The organism is Spirosoma arcticum (assembly GCF_054779955.1).
Map to the genome: position 1 here is coordinate 116,326 of NZ_BAAGXG010000006.1, position 20,145 is coordinate 136,470.

14 protein-coding genes are annotated in these 20,145 nt (G+C 57.2%); 7 read left to right on the forward strand and 7 right to left on the reverse strand.

What is annotated here, in order from left to right; genetic code table 11:
- The first annotated feature begins 86 nt into the window (after positions 1-86).
- From ACYVHB_RS14970 to ACYVHB_RS14985, 4 genes are all read left to right on the forward strand, one after another.
- Entirely contained in the window at positions 87-1,208 is a 1,122-nt protein-coding gene (locus ACYVHB_RS14970; protein WP_461052564.1) for a hypothetical protein, read from the forward strand.
- A gap of 56 nt (positions 1,209-1,264) precedes the next feature.
- Positions 1,265-3,484, forward strand: a complete 2,220-nt coding sequence (locus tag ACYVHB_RS14975) for a TonB-dependent receptor family protein (RefSeq protein WP_461052565.1) — start codon at positions 1,265-1,267, stop codon at positions 3,482-3,484.
- Positions 3,485-3,674: 190 nt separating this feature from the next.
- Positions 3,675-4,580, forward strand: a complete 906-nt coding sequence (locus tag ACYVHB_RS14980; RefSeq protein ID WP_461052566.1) for a hypothetical protein — start codon at positions 3,675-3,677, stop codon at positions 4,578-4,580.
- Positions 4,581-4,598: 18 nt separating this feature from the next.
- Positions 4,599-6,107, forward strand: a complete 1,509-nt coding sequence (locus tag ACYVHB_RS14985) for a phosphatase PAP2 family protein (RefSeq protein WP_461052567.1) — start codon at positions 4,599-4,601, stop codon at positions 6,105-6,107.
- Between the two features lie 66 nt (positions 6,108-6,173).
- Here the strand turns inward: ACYVHB_RS14985 and ACYVHB_RS14990 are convergent, their stop codons facing one another.
- From ACYVHB_RS14990 to ACYVHB_RS15020, 7 genes are all read right to left on the reverse strand, one after another.
- Positions 6,174-7,475 carry a lanthionine synthetase LanC family protein gene (locus tag ACYVHB_RS14990; RefSeq protein WP_461052568.1) on the reverse strand — a complete coding sequence of 434 codons (1,302 nt, stop codon included), beginning with the start codon at positions 7,473-7,475 and terminating at the stop codon, positions 6,174-6,176.
- A 61-nt stretch (positions 7,476-7,536) separates the two neighbouring features.
- Positions 7,537-8,517, reverse strand: coding sequence for a T3SS effector HopA1 family protein (locus ACYVHB_RS14995; protein ID WP_461052569.1), 981 nt, complete (start codon positions 8,515-8,517; stop codon positions 7,537-7,539).
- A gap of 13 nt (positions 8,518-8,530) precedes the next feature.
- Positions 8,531-9,658, reverse strand: coding sequence for a phosphotransferase (locus tag ACYVHB_RS15000; protein ID WP_461052570.1), 1,128 nt, complete (start codon positions 9,656-9,658; stop codon positions 8,531-8,533).
- A gap of 88 nt (positions 9,659-9,746) precedes the next feature.
- Entirely contained in the window at positions 9,747-10,757 is a 1,011-nt protein-coding gene (locus ACYVHB_RS15005) for a hypothetical protein (RefSeq protein ID WP_461052571.1), read from the reverse strand.
- 63 nt (positions 10,758-10,820) lie between these two features.
- Positions 10,821-11,996: a hypothetical protein gene (locus ACYVHB_RS15010; RefSeq protein WP_461052572.1), complete on the reverse strand. Its 1,176-nt coding sequence runs from the start codon at positions 11,994-11,996 to the stop codon at positions 10,821-10,823.
- Positions 11,997-12,058: 62 nt separating this feature from the next.
- The gene (locus tag ACYVHB_RS15015) at positions 12,059-13,624 is read right to left on the reverse strand and encodes a S8 family serine peptidase (protein WP_461052573.1); all 1,566 of its coding nucleotides are present in this window, start codon (positions 13,622-13,624) and stop codon (positions 12,059-12,061) included.
- A 16-nt stretch (positions 13,625-13,640) separates the two neighbouring features.
- On the reverse strand, positions 13,641-14,075 hold the full coding sequence (locus ACYVHB_RS15020; RefSeq protein ID WP_461052574.1) for a protease pro-enzyme activation domain-containing protein: 435 nt from the start codon (positions 14,073-14,075) through the stop codon (positions 13,641-13,643).
- Positions 14,076-14,408: 333 nt separating this feature from the next.
- Here ACYVHB_RS15020 and ACYVHB_RS15025 point away from each other — a divergent pair, with 333 nt between their 5' ends.
- The 3 genes from ACYVHB_RS15025 (at position 14,409) to ACYVHB_RS15035 (ending at position 20,118) form a co-directional block, all read left to right on the forward strand.
- A complete protein-coding gene (locus ACYVHB_RS15025) occupies positions 14,409-16,520 on the forward strand; it encodes an alpha-1,4-glucan--maltose-1-phosphate maltosyltransferase (protein WP_461052575.1) in 2,112 nt (703 codons plus the stop codon).
- A gap of 130 nt (positions 16,521-16,650) precedes the next feature.
- On the forward strand, positions 16,651-18,798 hold the full coding sequence (locus ACYVHB_RS15030) for a bifunctional aldolase/short-chain dehydrogenase (protein WP_461052576.1): 2,148 nt from the start codon (positions 16,651-16,653) through the stop codon (positions 18,796-18,798).
- 45 nt (positions 18,799-18,843) lie between these two features.
- The gene (locus tag ACYVHB_RS15035) at positions 18,844-20,118 is read left to right on the forward strand and encodes a sugar isomerase (RefSeq protein WP_461052577.1); all 1,275 of its coding nucleotides are present in this window, start codon (positions 18,844-18,846) and stop codon (positions 20,116-20,118) included.
- The last annotated feature ends 27 nt before the right edge of the window (positions 20,119-20,145 follow it).

A 20,145-nucleotide genomic window follows, 5' to 3' on the forward strand; every position in this document is an offset into this window, starting at 1 on the left:
TGGAGTAGCTAATGCGCCTATGCCACATGCTGCGCCTGCGTAGCTTGCGGTAATTGTCTTATCGTCTCACTTCAGACAGTTCAAAAATGAAAACGATTACATCCATCGTGCTGGCGGTAGCCTGCATTGTTATTTCCTACACATCAGTTTCCGCGCAGGGCTGCGTGGCCGTTCGCCACATGAGTAGCGGGGCTCCGGTGGGCGCAAATTCTGCTGACTTTTTCAAACAGCGAAATGGACACTGGCAGGTTAACGCCGGTTATCGCTACTTTCGGTCGTTCCGGCATTTCAAAGGCGATGCTGAACAGCACGAGCGGCTGGAACAGAACACAGAGGTTATCAACGTTTCGCACGCGCTCGATCTGGGCATTACCTACATGCCTTCGCTCCGGTGGTCGGTATCCGTTAATTTGCCCGTTCAGTACAACGACCGCTCGTCGCTCTACGAACACTACGGCAATGCGCTCACGGCCAATCCAGCGCAGAAGCGGTTTGCCACCGGCTCGCAGGGTATTGGCGATCTGCGCATTTCGAGCAGCTACTGGCTCGTTAATCCGGTCAAACTACCCAAAGCGAATCTGGCCGTGGGACTGGGCGTGAAACTGCCCACTGGCAACTACCGCGTCACGGACGATTTCCATAAGCTGACGAAGGAGAAAAACGACTACGTTATCAATAAACCCGTTGACCAGTCCATTCAACTGGGCGACGGGGGCGTAGGGGCCAGTGTTGAACTTCAGGGATACGCGCAACTAACCAAGGGTCTGACGGCCTACGCCAACGGGTTCTACCTGTTTAACCCCCGCGAAACAAACGGTGTGGTCCGCAGCCCCGAAGTCACCCCCGTCGATCCAATTGCGGGCCGGTTTTCCGTAGCTGATCAGTTTGCGGCCCGCGTAGGCCTGAGTCAGTCGTTGCGGCTCGTGCCGGGGCTGGCCGTGATGCTGGGTGGGCGGGTTGAGGGCGTTCCGGCATACGATGCGTTCGGAGGCAGCAAAGGATTCCGGCGACCGGGTTACATCGTGTCGGTGGAGCCGGGACTGGCCTATATGCGGGGCAAATTCTCGGCCGCCCTGACGGTGCCCGTGGCGGTGTATCGGAACCGTATCAAGAGTTATGCGGATCGTCAGGACCCCACCGGCGTTCGGCACGGCGACGCGGCTTTTGCCGACTACTTAGTATCAGCCAACGTATCGCGTTGGTTTTGAACGGGTCTTGGATGCTGGAGCAATGCCCTGGCACCCGTTTTGTTACGAGACGGCTTATGAAAAACAACCAGAATATAGCGTGGATTATCGGGTTCAGTGTGCTTTCGGCAGGATGCCTGTTGGCTCAATCCGCTCCCCGACGGGTCAGCGGCCAATCGCAACCGACCGACTCACTACCGACCCGAACCCTGAACCAGGTGACGGTGAAAGCAGCCAGGTCGGTTATTGTGGAGTCGCTGCCCGACATACACGGTACGTATCTATTGGGCGGCAAACGGAGCGAAGCAATTCGACTGTCGGATATTGACGTGAACGTGGCCGAGAAAACGCCCCGTCAGGTATTTGCCCGAATTCCCGGCGTGTTTGTGTATGACATGGATGGCACGGGTAACCAGATCAACGTCTCGACGCGCGGTCTGGACCCGCACCGGTCGTGGGAAAACAACATCCGCCAGAACGGGGTCATTACCAACTCCGACATGTATGGCTACCCGGCCAGCCACTACTCGCCCCCGATGGAAAGCATGGAGCGGGTCGAATTAGTGCGCGGCACGGCTTCGCTGCAATACGGTGCCCAGTTTGGTGGTATGCTGAACTACATCACGAAAGGGGCCGATACATCCCGTCAGTTTGGTTTCGAGACGATCAATTCGCTGGGGTCATTTGGTCTGGTAAGTACGTACAACGCCATTGGCGGCCGCGTTGGCAAATGGACGTATTACGCCTACTACCACCGTCGGCATTCGGAGGGATACCGGCAAAACAGCCGCTCCGATGCGGAGGCCGAGTTTGGGCGTTTGCACTACCAGGCCACCGGGCGGCTGGGCATCACCGCCGAACTGGGCCGTTCAACCTACCGCTACCAGGTGCCCGGCCAGTTAACCGATGCCCAGTTTGCGCAGGACCCCCGCCAGTCGACCCGGAGCCGCAACTATTTCAACCCGGATATTTACGTGCCATCGGTAAAGGTTAACTGGCAGCTATCGGCCCGGACCCGGTTCCTGTGGACTACATCGGCGGTGCTGGGTGCCCGAAACAGCGTACTCTTCGACCGGTTGGCTACCGTCCGGGATACCATCAGCCGGGTGACGGGCCAGTACACTCCCCGTCAGGTTGACATTGACAATTTCCACAGCTACACCTCCGAATTCCGGTTAATACACCGCTATACCCTGGGAAATATAAGGGCTGCGGTAGCGGCTGGTATTCAGCTAATCAGCACCGACCTGCACCGTCGGCAGTTAGGGGGCGGCACTACCGGGACGGATTTTGACTTATCGCTGACCAGCCCATTCCGGCGAGATATGCATTTCCGGAGCAATAACGTGGCGGTGTTTGTGGAAAACCAGTTTTCGCTGACCAACCGGCTGACCGTTTCGCCCGGTATTCGGGTTGAAAACGGGAAAACTGAGTTCAGGGGCACTATTGATTACTACGATCCGGTCAGTCTGCCGACCGACATTAACCATAAATTTGTGTTGCTGGGCATTAACGGACAGTATCGAATCAACGAAGCCATAAAGGTGTACGGGGGCTGGTCGCAGGCGTACCGACCGGTGATTTTCAAGGACATCATTCCAACCTCAGTATATGAGCGAATTGACAAAAACCTGAAAGATGCCTACGGTCATAACGCTGAGATCGGCATTGATGGTCGATGGCATGGATTTCACCTGAATATTACCGTGTTTGACTTACTCTACCGCAATCGGTTAGGGACGCTGCTGCTCACTAACCCCGACGGAACGAACTACATCTTCCGAACGAACATTGGTGACAGCCGGAACACGGGCGTGGAAGCACTCATTGAAACCCAATTACTGCGGACCGCAACCGTGTTGATCAGCGGATTCACATCGACGGCTTTCAACAGTGCCCGTTACATCAGTGGCCGCGTTGCTGCCGGTACAGAAAACCGAACCGTTACCGGCAATCAGGTAGAATCGGCTCCCCGCTGGACAAGCCGCAATGGGCTGACAGCCCGTTATGGGGTCGCCAGTCTGACGTTGCAATTCAGCTACGTTGCCAAAACGTTTTCGGACGCTCTCAACACCCCCGTACCCCCGGCCAATGGCGCGGTTGGCCCCGTTCCTGCCTATAGTCTGTGGGATTTGAACGGCACCTGGCGGATTAAACGGGGCCTGGTAGTACGCGGCAGTATCAACAACCTGCTCAACCGGCACTACTTTACCAAACGCCCGACTTTTTATCCGGGACCGGGCATCTGGCCATCCGACGGACGGGGTGCGGTGCTGACAGTTGGCCTCACTATTTAGAATTATACCCACTGAGTAGCTAATGAAAACAAGTTTAAACTACGCCTGCCCGACCGACGATTGCGTCGGTACTACGAATAAGGTAAGGGGCTCTTGCCGAACGCAGAAGCCGGACCGGTTGCGCAGAATCTTTTGCTTTCCATACGATTCAGCGAAACTGAATAGTTAACTTTACTCAACCGAACTTGACATGATGCGCTCACGGTCACTCTTCATTATTTATTTGATTGCAGTCTGCTCCGCTTCAACTGGCTTCGCGCAGGGTTTGGTCGATGGCTTCATGAAGGGCCAGCGCAAGGCCAGTTTCGCCGTGACGTATGCGCAGGAATCGTATGATACATACTACGTCGGCACGACCGAAACGCGCAATCCCAACCTCGGCACGATCTCGACCCAATCGCTGAACCTCTACGGCAGCTACGGCCTGGGCTACGATCTGGACCTGATCGTGTCGGTGCCTTACGTTCGGGCCGAAGCCAGTGCGGGCTACTGGCAGAAGCAGGAAGGGTTGCAGGACCTGGCGGCTGCGCTCCGCTGGGAAGCGTTCGATTATAAGATTGGGAGCGCCCGGCTATCGTGGTTGTTTTCAGCCGGATACTCGTTTCCGCTCCAGAACTACGTGATCGACTCGCCCGTGGCTATCGGCCACGGTGCCCGCAGCCTCGACGGACGAACGCTGCTGCACTTCAAGGCGGGCGCATTTTTCCTGACCGGCCAGTTTGGCTACGTCCGGCGCGGCCAGGTTACGCTTGACCGGATCGCGAATTACTATGATCCTGATAACCTGAATCCCAACAGCGGCTCCAAAGTGAACGTGCCCGACGTAACCGACGCCGTTGTCCGGGGGGGCATTGCCGCGAAGCATTTTTACGTCGATGGCTGGGTTCAACGGCAAACACCCTACAGTAAAGGTACTAACATCGGTCCTGGTATTCCTTTTCCAACCAATGCCGTTGGCTTCACCAGGGCGGGGGCTAACATCTACGTACCAGTTATCAAAAAGTTTGGGATAAATGCTGGATACAGCACCACGCTCAGTGGTCAGAACGTCGGCAAAGCCACGCGGTTTAATGGTGGTTTGGTCATTGGTATTTAGTATAATCTTCGTAACGACATGAAAACGAACACCTTAGGTTTTATAGTTGCCTGCCTGGCTTTGTGGTTGGGAAGTTGCAAAGAGCCAACCATCAACGAAGGCATTTTACCACTTAGTGAACCCGCTACAGTAGATGCCGGTGGGGGCAACTGGCGGACCATTACGCTGAGGTCAGGCGCTGATATTACTGTGCCGCAGCCAGCGGCCATAACGTCGGATGCGTACGTGGGCGAATTGACCGAGGTGAAAAATGGACTGCTGGGCGTCAATCCTGAGCGCAACACCGCCATTAATTACTGGGCGGCCGGTGGCGTACATCGCTGGAATCAGATTGCCCGTCAGTTGGTCGCCAAATACAACGTCGCACCCCTTTATAACGAAGCGACCGGAGCCTTCGCACCGTTCGATGCCACCAATCCATTTGCCAATCCGCCTTACGCTGCCCGGCTCTACGCGCTGCTGAGCGTGGCGCAGTATGATGCCTTAGTGGTTGCATGGCGGGCCAAGTACCAGTACAATCGGCCATCGCTGACCCGCCAGGGCATCAACGGATTAGTGCCGGTGCTCGATGTACCCTCGTATCCGTCGGAAGATGCGGCCATTGCCGAGGCTTCCGCTCAGATGCTGACATTCTTTTTTCCGAAGGAAGCCGATTTTATCAAAGCCAAAGCCGCCGAACATAAGCAAAGCCGCATTTGGGCCGGAGCCAACGTAGCCAGCGACCTGAAAGCCGGGGAAGAACTCGCTGCTGCTGTGACCGCTAAAGTCCTGGCCCGTGCCAGAACGGACCGCTTCGGCGCGGCCCGCGACGCCAACAGCACCTGGCAAACGGCCATTGCCAACGCGCCTTACGACGTGAAGTGGACCAGTTTGGAAATTCCGGCGCGGCCACCAATGCTGCCATTGGGCGGTAACGTGAAAACGTGGTACGACTCGACTTCGGTCTTCCGGGCTACGCCGGGTCCACCACCGGCTACCACTTCGCCTGAATTCCAGAAAGCCCTGGCCGAGGTGCGTACCATTGCCGACACCCGCACCCGCGAGCAGTGGCGCATCGCCGATTTCTGGGCTGATGGTGCCGGTACCTACACGCCCCCCGGCCACTGGAACCTGATCGCTGAAGACCTCATCCGGCAGGATCGCCAGAACGAACTGCGGGCGGCCCGCACGTATGCGCTTATGAACCGGGCCATGCAGGACGGTGGAACGGCCTGCTGGTATACCAAGTACAAATATTTTGTGCCGCGCCCCTCGCAGATGGATCCGGCCATCAAAACCGCCACCGGTATCCCGAACTTTCCCAGCTACACCTCCGGCCACGCTACGTTCTCGTCGGCAGCGGCTACGGTCCTGGGCCATTTGTTCCCCAGTGAGGCCGCCAACCTGACTGCGCAAGCCGAGGAAGCCGCTCTGTCGCGGCTGCTGGGCGGAATCCACTACCGGTTCGACAATGAAGAAGGGGCTAAATGCGGAACTGCCGTGGGTAAAATAGCTGTCGACTGGGCTAAAACCGACGGAGCGCAGTAGGTTGAGGAAGCTTTGGCGAAGCCTGCGCGGCCCGGTTAAACTTTGCCAAAGCTTCTTCAACCTACTTCAGCGCAGCAACAATACGGACCGGTACTTTTCAGAGTTTGCCAGCCGCAGGTAGAAATAGCCCGTTCCAGACAAGCCAAGCATGAAGTCGGGTAACTGATAGCCATTGTATAGCCCGTTGGCCCACAACCCCGTTTTCTGGTACTGGTCCTGACCCACGCGGCCAATGGCTTCGGCCTGACTACGCCAGTCCGGAGCGTTCAATATATCGGCAGCTTCGAGCAGCACGTCGGCATTACCGGCCAATCCGTGGCAGAGTGAAAAATTCGCCTGATGGCCCCACGTCAACTGACTCGCCGTTGTCTGGACAGCCGTCGTCGCTTCGTTCTTCAGGGCCGGGTGTTGGGTTAGTTCGTAGCCGCGCAGTCGGGCCAGGGCAATGCCCGGCGCACCGTGGCACCAGGCGCACGAGCAGGCCGGACCCGCCGGTGCGCCGTCAGCGGAGTAGGAGGGAGGCTGATCGCTCACCCGAAAATCAGGCCAGTTCTGCTGCTGCTGGTCGAAATAGCTGTTTTCGTACCGCAGCCCGCCGAAAGCGGCTTCCTGATAGGCCGGATTTTTTGTGAACGTAAAAGCTTCCAGCAGGGCGTTGACCATGCCCGCCACGCCGTGGGCAAAACCGGTTAAATTGGGATGATTCGCGCCGGGTATCGTCCGCCACGACCAGCCCCGCGCCGACTGCTCGGCTTTAGCAACCAACTGGTCGGCTAACTGCGTTACCAGTGCCCGCAACGCTGGCGATGGGTCCTGGTCCGCTAACCGAATCAGCGCCGGAATCGCCCCCGCAGCTCCGTCGATTACGTCAAGGCCGGTTTGGTCTACATCTACGCGCATCACGTCGTTGAGGAGCCGACGGCCTTCCGCTGATAGTTCGTCGTCGTTCAGCCACGCCCCCGCCCGGATGGATGCGTAGGCAATGCCCGTCCAGCCCGAAAAGAAACCCAGTGTGGCGTGGGGCGGAATGCGCCGGGCCGTGGCGAGGGCGTTCCGTAGGGTGCCCAAGGCCGTTTGGCGAACCAGCGCATCGCCGGTGGCGTCATAGAGCGCGGCCAGAAAGTAACCCACGCCCGCCGAACCCGCGTAAAAATCGGCTTCGAGGGCTTTGAAATAAGGCTTGGGCTGCTCGAAGGCCGGGTCGTTAGTCGACGTTAGAAAATTGCACCGGCCGCCGTTGATACGGTCACCGGACCAGATGGCATCGCGGCAAATCGACCGGCCAATGTCGGCGGCCGTTTCAACGAACGCATTCGTATCGGACATAATGGTCAAGGCAACGGGTGTGGGCAACACGGTGGTTTCCATGGGGAAGGTAAGGAATTTTTTAGACGAGTCGGCACGTGAAAGGGGATAGGGACGAATCAGGTTACGCAAACGCTGCCGGAAACTGATATGGGTAAAACGAGCGCGGATTCAGATACGGCCGGTCCAGCGACAAACCAATCTGCTCGAACACCCGGCGCACGGAACCGGCGTACTGGTCGGCGGGTTGCCCGGCGGTCACGGCGTCGGCGATACCCTGCGCCAGCAGCGCACAGCGGCTCGTACCAAAGCTCTCGGCCGGATTGGGCGGACTTTCGGCGAACGCCAGACCAGGTGCCAAACGCCGGGTAAATACCGGTACGGAGGGCTTCAAATACGGTTCGAGCTGGGGCAGGTCGTCGGCCAGCCGGTGCAGCAAGAAGCTGACGAAGGGCTTTTGCAGGTACAGCACCGCCGAATCGTTCCGGCCGTAGAGGTCGGGGTGATTGAGGCATTTGAACTGGAACGGCACCCGATAGGCGTTGAGCGTCCGGGTCAGCCAGGCCACTAAAGGCGCGGCTCCATTGGGCGTCAGGTGAAAATACAAGCGCGTTTGCAGTGCCGCCGAATCGTCGCCGGGTGTCTGTCCAAACACGTAATAAAAGCCGCTCTGAGCCTCGCGCTGTTCGGCCCGGACCAGCAGCCGGAGGGCATCGCCCGGCTGCGCGGGGCCGCGTTTGGGCCGGTCGTATACATATTCGCCCGCGTACAGCATTCGTTTTTGGTTACCCTTGGTGGCGTAGGCCACGCCTGCCTGGTCGACTGCTTCCACGGTCCAGGGCAGGTCGAACCCCTCGGTCGACGCATTGTTTCGGCTCAGTTCCGCTTCGAACGATGCATCGGGTGTAAAATTGGTCGCTGCTGGCCGGTCCTCGACGGCGTTGTAGAAATACTGATATAACACGCCCGTCAGCGTTGAGCGCAGCGTATCGGGCTGGTAGTCGATGGGGTTCTGTTCGCGCAGCACGGTAATTTGCCGCCGGGCCGGGTCAAGACGTAAACCACTCAGGATGGTATCGAGCTGGCGCTGGTAATCAGTTGTCATGGTAGGAGTGGATTTAGAGACCGAGGACTTGCCCGATGGCGTCGTCGGGTGAGCGGAGCATGTTCAAACTCAGTTGCAGCATCCGGGCGCTGTAGGGCGGCATCACCGGGGCCTGCTGAATACTTTCGTAGCAGGTATGAATCAGTTTGAGGGCGCAGTAGCCCACCGTTTTTTGCAGGTTTTTGCGAATCTCGTCGGCCGACCAGCTCATCCGCTTTGTATATACCTGCCAGAACTGACGCATCGACGGTTGCGTGGCCTCCAGCGGAAAACCGTAGGAACGCCAGTCTTCGGGGGTCGCCTGCCCATTGAACGGTTCGTGCAGCACCCAGTAAAACAGATAGCTTTGAAATACGGCCGCTACGTCCCAGCAGGGGTCACCAATGTCGGCCGTTTCCCAGTCAATAAGCCGCAGGTCGTAACGGTTAGTTTGCAGCGCATCGGCGTTGATGAGAAAATTAGCCGGTTTAATATCGCCGTGAATCAGGCTGGTGGTTTGCCACTGTTCGCGCACGGCTTGCATCCGCTGCATGTAGTCGCCGTTTTGCGTAATGAGCTGCACCATTTGCCGCTCGGCTTCGCTCCGTTGGGCACCGTAGCTCGGAAAACCCGACGCGCTCCAGATAAACATCATGGGCTGCTGCCGCCCGAACAGCCGTAAACTCGGCGCTTTCTGTTCGTCGGTGGTGATGGGCTGGTGAAACGAACTGAGCAACTCGGCCTGCCGCGTGGCCAGCGCGGGCGGAAACTGGCGCTGCTGAACGTAAAAATCGTGTAGGTTGACGGCTCCCGGTACGGCTTCGGTAATGAGAATGTGATTGGGATGGTCGAACTCGACGAAGCGGGGCAAAAACGTTTTCAGTTGGGCGTAGGCCGCTTCATTGTTGGCTAACCAGTAGCAGGTCGCTTCGGTGCGAAGCGTCGTGATTTTCTCCTGGTCCCAGGCCTGCACCTGCTTAACGAATAACGCGTCATGTTTGTTACCCGACGAGTCGGTGGCCAGTACGTCGCGATTAATCAGGTAATTGGCGTTGCGGCTGGACGTTTGGTGGGCCGTGAACGTTCCGTCCAAAATGGATTCGTGCGCGAGATAACCCTTGTCTAATAGATAATGGGCGATATTAAAACCAGTCAGCAGCATGGGCGAGGGAAGGCGTTGAGGTTTAGTAGGGCAAAGGACGTAGCGACTTGGTCAACCGAATGAATGTCGTACGTCCTTTGCCCCGAAATTACATCATGTAGGGATTAAACGTACCGTAGTAGCCGCCCATCATTGTCGTATCAGGCTGACCCATGAAACCACCGGGTTGGATGATGGTCCCGCCGGGTCCGGTTGGACCCGTGATGGTCTCCGTTAAGATCGTGCGAGTCGTCGTGATGGGAACGGTGACCGAGCCAAACTGACAGGGTATCCCGCCACATATCGGCAAGCGAGTTTGCAGCCCGCAAATCGTCTGGAAACATGTGTTCCACGAGCATCGGGTCCTGACAAAGGATGCGATTGGACATCTAACAAACGGAATCGATACAGGACAGTTGGCTACGGGAGCGGACCGGATGATCGTGCAATTCGCCACCAGAGCCGAAACGGGCGGCCCGCACTGAATGGCCGGAAAAGTCGCCATAAACTGACCTCCTGCATCGCCCATGTAAGGCGGACAGATACCCGCTTCCGTCGACAGAGCGGGGCAATTTGGTCCGGCAATGGTTATGTACTGGCCACATTCCGTAGCCATAGTACACATACCATTTTCCGTGGGTTGATTGCTCCAGCCACCTGCTCCTTGGGGGCATACGCGCGTCTGCGGATTACAAATGACCGGATTTACCGTTGGGCACCGCACCGATGCGATTGGCCTGAATGGCTGGGCGAAGTTGCCAAACGCACCGTATTGCTGCATCAGATCACCTTCGAGGAAAGTGGTCCTGGGCCGATTAACCGACTTAGGATCGCCGTAGACGATAACCGCGTCGGAACGCAACCATAATTTACTGCCGCCGAGCGATGACTCCGACGGACTCAACTGCTGGGCGTGAACGATGGCGTCTTCGGGTACTTCAACGAAATCGTTGAGCGACTCATCCGAGTAGACCCGGATGTGACCGCTCTCGGAGGATTGACCGATGTAGCCCTGCATGAGGGTCAGCGGGTCGATGTTGCGCGGGTCGGGGCGCACCTGCCCCACCCAGTCGTCATAAGCGTACTTACCCTGATTCGGAGAATTACTTTGCTTTGCCATGATAAAACGAGGAGTTTAGAATAAAAGGGAGCCTTACCATTGGCAAGGCTCCCGGTCGCATTGTTAATACATCGTCGTGTACGGGTTAAACGTACCGTAGTAGCCACCCATCATCGTCGTATCGGGCTGACCGCCGAAGCCACCGATCTGGCCGGGATTGATTACATCGGTAATTCTATCTGTTGGTAAAATTACTGACCCGCCAAAACAACCCGGAATCCTGGTTCCGCCGAAACAACCCGGAATCCTGGTTCCGCCAAAACAACCCGGAATCCTGGTTCCAAATTGACACGTTTGGAAAGGCGGGCAATCGATACCGGGTATCGTCCGAAGACAGGTGCGTATTGCGCACCGGGTCGCTGCGAACGTCTGTAGAATTGGACAGTTGGCAACTTGAATCGTAAACGGCTGTGCTTGACATTGAATCTGTGCAATGGTCGCCATAAACTGACCCCCCATACCACCGGTCGTGTCGAAGCCCCCGGCGTACTGCGTCGTATCGGGCTGACCCCCAAAACCCCCAGGCTGAATGACCTGGCCGCCGGGATTAATCACGTCGGTGATGTTGCCATTAGGCAGACACCCCACCCATGATGGACATGCAAAGCCCGTTGGCATGGGACAAGCAGGACCTGGTTTTGTTATCTGGCAAATGATTGGTTTTGTCAGCAAAGGGGGGCACTGAGTTACAAAAATTGATCGGGGAAATTTACAGTTAGGACCTACAGCCGTCTGAAAGATGATCGGGCAATTGGGCTTGGTTAGTGTAACCTGAGGCTGGCACTGTACTACCAAAACGGACGGGCAGTTTACCTGCGCTACCGATGCCATAAACTGACCGCCCTGCCCTGCTGGCTGAGCACCGTAAGCCCCCATGCCGCCGGTTGGGTCGTAGCCTCCGCCGTACTGCGTGGTGTACTGCTGCATTAAATCCCCTTCGAGGAAGGTGGTCTTGGGGCGGTTGGCCGACTTGGGGTCGCCATACGTGATCACCACGTCCGAACGCAGCCACAGTTTACTGCCCCCCAGCGATGACTCCGATGGGCTTAACTGCTGGGCGTGAACGATGGCGTCTTCGGGCACTTCCACGAAATCGTTGAGCGACTCATCGGAATAAACCCGGATGTGACCGCTCTCGGAGGATTGACCAATGTATCCCTGCACGAGGGTGAGCTGGTCGGTGTTACGCGGGTCGGGGCGCACCTGCCCCACCCAGTCGTCATAAGCGTACTCTGCCATGATAGAAATTGGTTAAAAGGTGATTGGATATAATCCACGTCAGTATGGATTCGGAGGAAGGATTAACGGGGCAGGTCCAGCAGCATGTCCTCAAACGCCTGGTATTCGTCGGGTGAGAGCGTGCCGTTGTTCAGCAGGGCCTGCGAAACTGGTTCGACGGTGGCCACAGCGGGCGGAACACCGCTGCCCGCTGGTGCAATAACCGACCGTAGCCGGGCTACCATCGTTGCCTTGTAGGCGTCGGCTAAACCCGCGCCGGTGGCTAAGTCAGGGCCGGTACCGGCGATACCCCCCGTGCGCGGATTGCCCGCGCCGATGGTGACGTCGACGGCCGTACGCTGCAGAATGGCCCGTACGTCGGCGGGGGTCAGTCGACCGTTGGCCTGCTTCATCAGGGCGCATATACCAGCTAACTGCGGGGCCGCAGCCGACGTGCCGCTGAAAGCTGCCCAGCCGTCATACGACAGGGTTTCGTCTTTTGTGGGATGCGTACCACCGGCCGCGCCCGTGTCGATTTCGGCCCTCGGCTGCACCGGTAGCATGATGTAAGCCGCGCTGGGCCGCGCGCCAACCAGCCCCGATACGTCGGGTACGTTGCGGCCGGGAAAAATCTGACTGGCAAACCCGCTGGCATAGTCGCTGGCCATCAGCGAACCGTCGGGCTTCATAAACACGCCCCCCGCCGAGATCACGTCCGGGTGCTGGCCCGGAAATCCGAATTGGCCATTCCCCGCCGAGAACACGACGACGATGCCCCGCCGAACGGCATTGGCTACGGCCGCAGCCAGCACATTGTCATCGGACCGGAGCGGACCGGTCTGGATGTCGGAACCCCAGCTACAGGAAATGACGTGCGGGTTGAGGGCAACGGCCGCGTTGAAGGCCCCGGCCGAATCGACGAAGCTCATTTTAATCATCGTGAACGTTACGTCCGGCGCGATGGCCAGCAGGTTCGCCGATTCGCCCGTGCCGTGGCCGTTTTCGTCGTGTTCGGGAGCCGTCGTGCCGGGACCGAGGATAACGGGCGTGGTGCGGTAACCCCGGCCCACGAAGTACGGATGCCGGTACCAACCCGAATCAACCATGACGGCGCGGATGCCCCGGCCCGTGAAACCGGCGCGGTGGGCGCGGTCGGCGTTAAGACCCAGCGATACGTCGCCGGGAACGGTCAGATGCCAGTAGTCGGTAACCGGGGCGAATCGGCTGGCGAAATAATAGATGGGGCGGTTCAGCGATACGCCTTCCAGCACGTTGGCGAAGGCGCTCTGGCGGGTGTCAATCAGGCCCGGTACGTCTGAGCCGGGGGCGTCGAACATTTCGGCGGTGGTTTCCTCCCCGTTCTCCTTCACGACCGGTTCTTCGTGGCTGGTGATTTTGGTGTTAAACGCCTTTTCGTACGTCTCGGCGGGGGCGGCAATCGAGATGGTCGTTTCATTGACCTGCAATACCTCAAAGCCACTCGTTCGGAGCTGCTGTACCGCTTCGTCAGTCAATTGCTGATCGGACCGGAAGGCCTGCACAGTATTGGGTCGGATGTCGTCCGGGCGAACGCTGAACAACGATTGGCCACCCACCGAATGCACCGATGCGTGAGCGAACAGAATTTTACGTTTGGCTACTTTGCTCATGTCGATAAAGGAAGATTCAGTTGAAATACTGACGCGGTTCGGCGAAGACAATTGCATCGACCGTGGCCTGCATCGACGCCGGAATCGTCGCGGGTTTATCAGTACGGTAATACGTCTCTCCCCCCTGCTTGTAGGCAGTAAGGCGAATCTGAAAAATGGATTCAAACCGTTGCTTCGGACCGGACACCGACAACGTAACGCCCGGTTGCTCAATCCGAAATCCAGCGTTCTCTAAGGCGACCGTTGCCTGCGCCACCGTCGTGCTGTCAGGCTGCAGCGTATTCATCTGGTCGGCCGTGGCCGTGGTTTTGGTGATTGACTGGCTCGTCGGCGCTTTAAGCACGACCTGCGCATACATACGTTCGGTGGTTTCCATAGTCGACCGGAAAAACGGACGGCTGCCGCCACAAGCCGTTAGCAGCAACAGTCCCAATAAGAAGTAATGATTCATGCACTTGGCAGCCTGACCAACATGACCTCAAAAACAGACAACGGAAAGCGATTTAAACAGACTCGACCTTTAGTCGTCACCGAAACGATCTGAGGGAACAAAACGCAGCCAGAAGCAAAAGTAAAATGGTAGCGTTCAGGCATTTAGCGTAGAAATACGCAATTGGAATAAACAAGTAGTTCGCGCAACGTATTATATAATTATACGGTATTGAGCGAGAGAAAACGGGTTCGTAAACGGTCTGAAACGGGCCAATCGCCATTTTTTTGTAACATTGTTTGCCAATTGCATACGCATCAATCTGTAAATTATCGGCCTCAACGGCCAACAAGTATGGTTACAACCAATCCCAAGATTGATTCGATGGGCACGTCTGTGTCGGTCAATACCGTCGATGCTTTATCTGGTTCGGCCAACCCAGTTGCCGGTGTCGGTGATGGTCAAATCCGCGTCGTTATCGAGAATGTCTCGCCCGAACTCAACGGCGGTCGATTTCCCGTTAAAGCCGTACCTGGTGATGTGATTGCTGTTGAGGCCGATATTTTTTTAGACGGCCACGACTTCATTGCTGCCCGGCTCCTCCACAAGCACGCCGATGAGGCAACGTGGACGGAAACGGCCCTGGCGTCGTTCGGCAACGACCGTTGGGGGGCGTCGTTCACTGTGGACAGGCCCGGCCGTTACCTCTACACCATCGACGCGTGGGTCGACCATCTGGCTTCATGGCAGCACGAAGTACATTTGAAAGTGGCCGACGGACAGCGGATTACCAGCGAACTGCTGGCCGGAGCGCAGTACGTAGACAGACTGATTAACCGGGCCGGGGGAACAACCGGTGGAAAGGAAAAAAAGAGTAAAAAGAAGGTTGAGGAAAGCCCCGACGTGACGGCGTTGCGGGCGATGGCCGCGCTGTTCCGGGCAGGGGCCAACGAGGCTGCTAACCGCTACGACGAAGCCATATCCGTAGCCCAAAGTGAGCAGTTTACGATTTATGCCAACCGCTATCCCGAACGTCAACACCCGGCCCGCTACGCCGGTCACTCGCAGAATCCGTTGAGCGTGGAGGTGGACCGGACCGCGGCCGCGTTCAGCACGTGGTACTGCCTGTTTCCGCGTTCGGCCGCGCGAGAGGAGGGAGCACATGGTACGTTTCGGGATGTGGAAGCGCTGCTGCCGCGCATTGCCGGTATGGGGTTCGACGTGCTGTACCTGCCGCCGATTCATCCCATTGGCACCGCCCACCGGAAAGGTAAAAACAATTCGGTGGTCAGCCAGCCGGGCGATCCGGGTGTTCCCTATGGTATTGGTTCTGAACTGGGCGGGCACGACGCGATTCATCCTGAACTCGGTACCGTCGACGACTTCAAGCACCTGATTGCCATTGCGGCTAATTACGGCATGGAAGTAGCGATGGACCTCGCCATTCAATGCTCGCCCGACCACCCGTGGGCTGCCGAGCACCCCGAATGGTTTAAAAAACGACCCGACGGCACGATTCAGTACGCCGAAAATCCGCCCAAGAAATACCAGGATATCTACCCGGTTTACTTCGAGACCGACGACTGGCAAAACCTGTGGAATGAACTGAAGCGGGTGTTGCTGGTATGGGCGTCGTGGGGCGTCAGGACCGTGCGGGTCGACAATCCGCACACCAAGCCGTTTGGCTTTTGGGAGTGGGTCATTGCCGAGGTGAAGCGGGAGTTCCCCGATATGCTGTTTCTGGCCGAAGCCTTCACCAAGCCCAAAGTAATGCAGCAATTGGCCAAACGTGGGTTCGCCTATTCGTATACGTACTTCACTTGGCGCAACAGCAAAGCCGAATTGCAGGAGTACATGACCGAACTGACTAAGAGCGAGATGCGTCATTATTTTCGCCCGCATTTCTGGCCCACTACCCACGATATTAACCCGCCGAGCCTGCAAACCGGCCACGAACCGCAGTTTCTGATCCGTTATTTTCTGGCCGCTACGCTATCGAGCAATTACGGTATTTACGGGCCATCGTTCGAACTGATGGAGCACGAGCCTTTTCCGGGTAAGGAAGAGTTTTTGAACTCCGAGAAGTACGAGATTCGGTATTGGAACTGGGAAAAAACCAACAAACTGACGTACCTGATCTCGTTAGTCAACCGAATCCGACGGGAAAACGCGGCTCTGCAAACGACGAATAACCTGACGTTCTGTTCCGTCAAGGACGACGCTATAATGGCGTATTTGAAGGTGACCGGGAGCAATCGGCTGCTCATCGTAGTCAATACGGATGCCTACCAGCGCCGGGCCGCCTGGGTGCAGGTACCCATTTGGCAGTTGGGCATTGGTCCCGACCAGTCTTACACGGCGCATGACCTGCTCACGGGGGCCTATTACACCTGGCGGGGCGAACGGAACTACGTAGATCTGGACCCCTACGTGCTGCCGATGCACCTGCTGCGAATCGAGGTGTAAGCTGAGCGGAGATGGAGGTGGATAGTAGGTAAGTGTATGAAACGCGGACGCTTTGATGCGTATAGATTTGTGTATAAATTAGGAAAAATAGTCCTGAACCGGGTTGTTTACTCTTCTCAACCAGTACCCTATGCTCCCCCAAACCAATACCTTCCGCCACGTCAGTTACCTCTGGGACGACGCTAAAGCGGCCCAGTTCGACCAACTGCCCCAACCCGACCGGGAAGTTGCGTTGCTTATCTACCGCTCGAACCTGCTGGGTGCCGACCTGCGGCTGACCAACTACGGGGGCGGCAACACGTCGTGCAAGGCGATGGCTCCTGATCCGTTGACGGGCCAGCCCACCGAGGTGATGTGGGTGAAAGGCTCCGGGGGCGACATTGGCACGCTGACCCGCTCCGGATTAGCTGCGTTGTACGTGGACCGGCTGCGGAGTTTGCAGGGCATTTATCGGGGCATCGAACAGGAAGACGAGATGGTTGAGCTGTTCAATCACTGCATTTTCGACTTGGCCTCCAAAGCGCCATCCATCGACACGCCCCTGCACGGTTTTTTACCGTTCAAGCACATCGACCACCTGCACCCCGACGCGGCCATTGCCATTGCAGCCGCCAAAGACGGGCAACGCATCACGCAGGAACTCTTCGACGGGCAGATTGGCTGGGTCGGCTGGCAGAAACCGGGTTTCGACCTGGGTCTGCAATTGAAGCAGTGCCTGGACGAAAATGCGGCTAACGGCATTCAGCTTCGGGGCATCATGCTCGGTTCACACGGCCTGTTCACCTGGGGCGACACTGCTTATGAAAGCTACGTGAACACGCTCGAAGTCATTGAGCGGTGCGCGGAGTATCTGGAAGATAACTTTGGGAAGACCCGCTCAGTGTTTGGAGGATCTAAAATAGAGCCTTTGCCGAGCGAATCCCGGCAAACGCAGGCGGCTCAATTGGCGCCTATTCTCCGCGGTCTATGTTCGAGCGAACGGCATATGATTGGTCATTTTACTGACGACGAGCGGGTGATGGAATTTATCAACTCGAACGATCTCGACCGGCTGGCCCCGATGGGTACGTCCTGCCCCGACCACTTTCTGCGGACCAAAATCAGTCCGCTTGTGCTGGACCTTACCCCGGATCAGGACGTGACCGATACCGGTGCCATTCGGGACAAACTGACTCCCCATTATGAGGCTTACCGGGCTATGTATCAGGCCTATTACGATAGCTGTAAACACCCAAACTCGCCTGCTATTCGCGACAAGAATCCGGTGGTAATTTTGTGGCCGGGGGTGGGTATGTTCACGTTTGCTAAGGACAAGCAAACGGCGCGGGTGGCGGCTGAGTTCTACATCAACGCCATCAACGTGATGAAGGGAGCCGAAGCCATTTCGGAGTACACCTCACTGCCGCGTCAGGAAGCGTTCAACATCGAATACTGGCTGCTCGAAGAGGCCAAACTTCAGCGGATGCCCAAACCCAAGCCACTATCGGGTAAGATTGCGCTCATCACGGGCAGCGCGGGCGGCATCGGCAAAGCTATTGCTAAGAAATTCGCGCAGGAAGGAGCCTGCGTGGTGCTCAACGATATCAATCAGGAGCGGCTCGACGGGGCAAAAGATGAGTTTGTCAGCCAGTTTGGCAAGGACTCGGTGGCAACAACGACGCTGAACGTAACTAATTCTGCCAGTATCGACGAAGCGTACAAGGCTGCCTGTTTGGCTTTTGGTGGGGTCGATATTGTCGTTAACAACGCCGGTATCAGCATCTCCCGGCCCATTGCCGAGCACTCCATCGAAGAGTGGGACAAACTGTACGACATTCTGGTGAAGGGCCAGTTTATGGTTACTAAAGCGGCCGTGTCGGTCCTGCGCAAACAGGCGCTGGGGGGCGATATCATCAATATTGTCTCGAAAAACGCCCTGGTAGCCGGACCCAACAACGCGGGCTATGGCTCAGCCAAGGCGGCCCAACTGCACCTGAGTCGCCTGAATGCGGCCGAACTCGGTGGCGACCATATCCGGGTCAACACGGTCAACCCCGATGCGGTTATTTCGGACTCCAACATCTGGGCGGGCGGCTGGGCTGAAGGTCGCGCCAAGGCCTACGGTATCACCGTCGCTGAACTGCCCGCTTATTATGCCAAACGGACCCTGCTAAACGAGGTCATCCTGCCCGACGATATTGCCAATGCCTGCTTTGCTTTCGTCGGCGGCTTGCTGAACAAGTCGACGGGCAACGTTCTGAACGTAGACGGGGGCGTGGCCATGGCGTTTGTACGATAATAATATGATTTCCCACCGCTTTAGCGTTGGGATAATAATATCCCTATGAACCTAACCCACAATCTCATTGCCGACCACAACGCGGCTGGCCAAATGCAACACCAGCGCAAACTATCGCCCTGGACCGATTTAGTTGAGCAGGCCGAAGTTGTGATTCAAAAGCTGGTCGATTTTCAGATTGCCATTCCGAGTTGGGCGCTCGGTACGGGTGGCACCCGCTTCGGCCGGTTTCCGGGCGGGGGCGAGCCGCGTTCATTAGAGGAGAAGATCGCCGATGTCGGTCTCCTCCACGCGCTGAACCAGGCCAGCGGGGCCATCTCACTGCATATTCCGTGGGACATTCCGACCGACGCGAACGCCACGAAGCAATTAGCCGCTAACTACGGTCTGACCTTCGACGCGGTGAACTCGAACACATTTCAGGATCAACCAGAGCAGGCGTTGAGTTATAAATTTGGCTCGTTGCAGCACGTCGATCCGGCGGTGCGTCGGCAGGCGGTGGAGCATAACATTGAGGTGATTCGGCACGGCGTGGCGCTGGGTTCCAATGCGCTGACGGTCTGGCTCTCCGATGGGTCGTGCTTCCCCGGTCAGCTAAATTTCAGAAAGGCGTTCGAGCGGACGCTGGACAGTTTGCAGGAAATCTACGCGGCCCTGCCCGACGACTGGAGGGTGTTTGTTGAGTACAAAGCCTACGAGCCGAATTTCTATTCGACGACCGTGGGCGACTGGGGCAGCAGTTACCTCTACGCCAGCAAACTTGGGCCTAAAGCCTACACGCTGGTTGATCTTGGCCATCACCTGCCCAACGCCAACATCGAGCAGATTGTGGCCATCCTGCTCAATGAGGGTAAACTCGGCGGCTTCCACTTCAACGACTCCAAATACGGCGACGACGACTTGACAGCGGGCAGCATAAAACCCTACCAACTGTTCCTGATTTTCAACGAACTGATCGACGGCATGGACGCCCGCAAAATGAACCACGCGCAGGATTTGGGCTGGATGATCGACGCGAGTCACAATGTCAAAGACCCGCTCGAAGACCTGCTACAGAGTGTCGAAGCGATTCAGTTAGCCTACGCTCAGGCCCTGCTGGTTGACCGCGTTGCCTTAGACGAAGCCCGCGAGTCGAACGATGTGGTGCGGGCGCAGGAGATCTTGCAGGACGCCTTTCGCACCGACGTGCGTCCGTTAGTGGCCGAAGCCCGGCTGCGGGCGGGTGGTGCGCTTAACCCGCTGGCCCTGTTCCGCCAACTCAACGTCCGGCAGCAACTCATTAGCGAGCGGGGCGCAAAAACGGTCGCAACGGGACTTTAAGAGAATGATGAATGATAAACGGTGAAT

Coding starts and splice junctions, on each gene's coding strand:
- ACYVHB_RS14995 (WP_461052569.1), bottom strand. CDS start 8,517: ATGACAACTGATTACCAGCGCCAGCTCGATACCATCCTGAGTGGTTTA.
- ACYVHB_RS15035 (WP_461052577.1), top strand. CDS start 18,844: ATGAACCTAACCCACAATCTCATTGCCGACCACAACGCGGCTGGCCAA.
- ACYVHB_RS15025 (WP_461052575.1), top strand. CDS start 14,409: ATGGTTACAACCAATCCCAAGATTGATTCGATGGGCACGTCTGTGTCG.
- ACYVHB_RS15000 (WP_461052570.1), bottom strand. CDS start 9,658: ATGCTGCTGACTGGTTTTAATATCGCCCATTATCTATTAGACAAGGGT.
- ACYVHB_RS14980 (WP_461052566.1), top strand. CDS start 3,675: ATGATGCGCTCACGGTCACTCTTCATTATTTATTTGATTGCAGTCTGC.
- ACYVHB_RS15030 (WP_461052576.1), top strand. CDS start 16,651: ATGCTCCCCCAAACCAATACCTTCCGCCACGTCAGTTACCTCTGGGAC.
- ACYVHB_RS14985 (WP_461052567.1), top strand. CDS start 4,599: ATGAAAACGAACACCTTAGGTTTTATAGTTGCCTGCCTGGCTTTGTGG.
- ACYVHB_RS15015 (WP_461052573.1), bottom strand. CDS start 13,624: ATGAGCAAAGTAGCCAAACGTAAAATTCTGTTCGCTCACGCATCGGTG.
- ACYVHB_RS14975 (WP_461052565.1), top strand. CDS start 1,265: ATGAAAAACAACCAGAATATAGCGTGGATTATCGGGTTCAGTGTGCTT.
- ACYVHB_RS15020 (WP_461052574.1), bottom strand. CDS start 14,075: ATGAATCATTACTTCTTATTGGGACTGTTGCTGCTAACGGCTTGTGGC.
- ACYVHB_RS15005 (WP_461052571.1), bottom strand. CDS start 10,757: ATGGCAAAGCAAAGTAATTCTCCGAATCAGGGTAAGTACGCTTATGAC.
- ACYVHB_RS14990 (WP_461052568.1), bottom strand. CDS start 7,475: ATGGAAACCACCGTGTTGCCCACACCCGTTGCCTTGACCATTATGTCC.
- ACYVHB_RS14970 (WP_461052564.1), top strand. CDS start 87: ATGAAAACGATTACATCCATCGTGCTGGCGGTAGCCTGCATTGTTATT.
- ACYVHB_RS15010 (WP_461052572.1), bottom strand. CDS start 11,996: ATGGCAGAGTACGCTTATGACGACTGGGTGGGGCAGGTGCGCCCCGAC.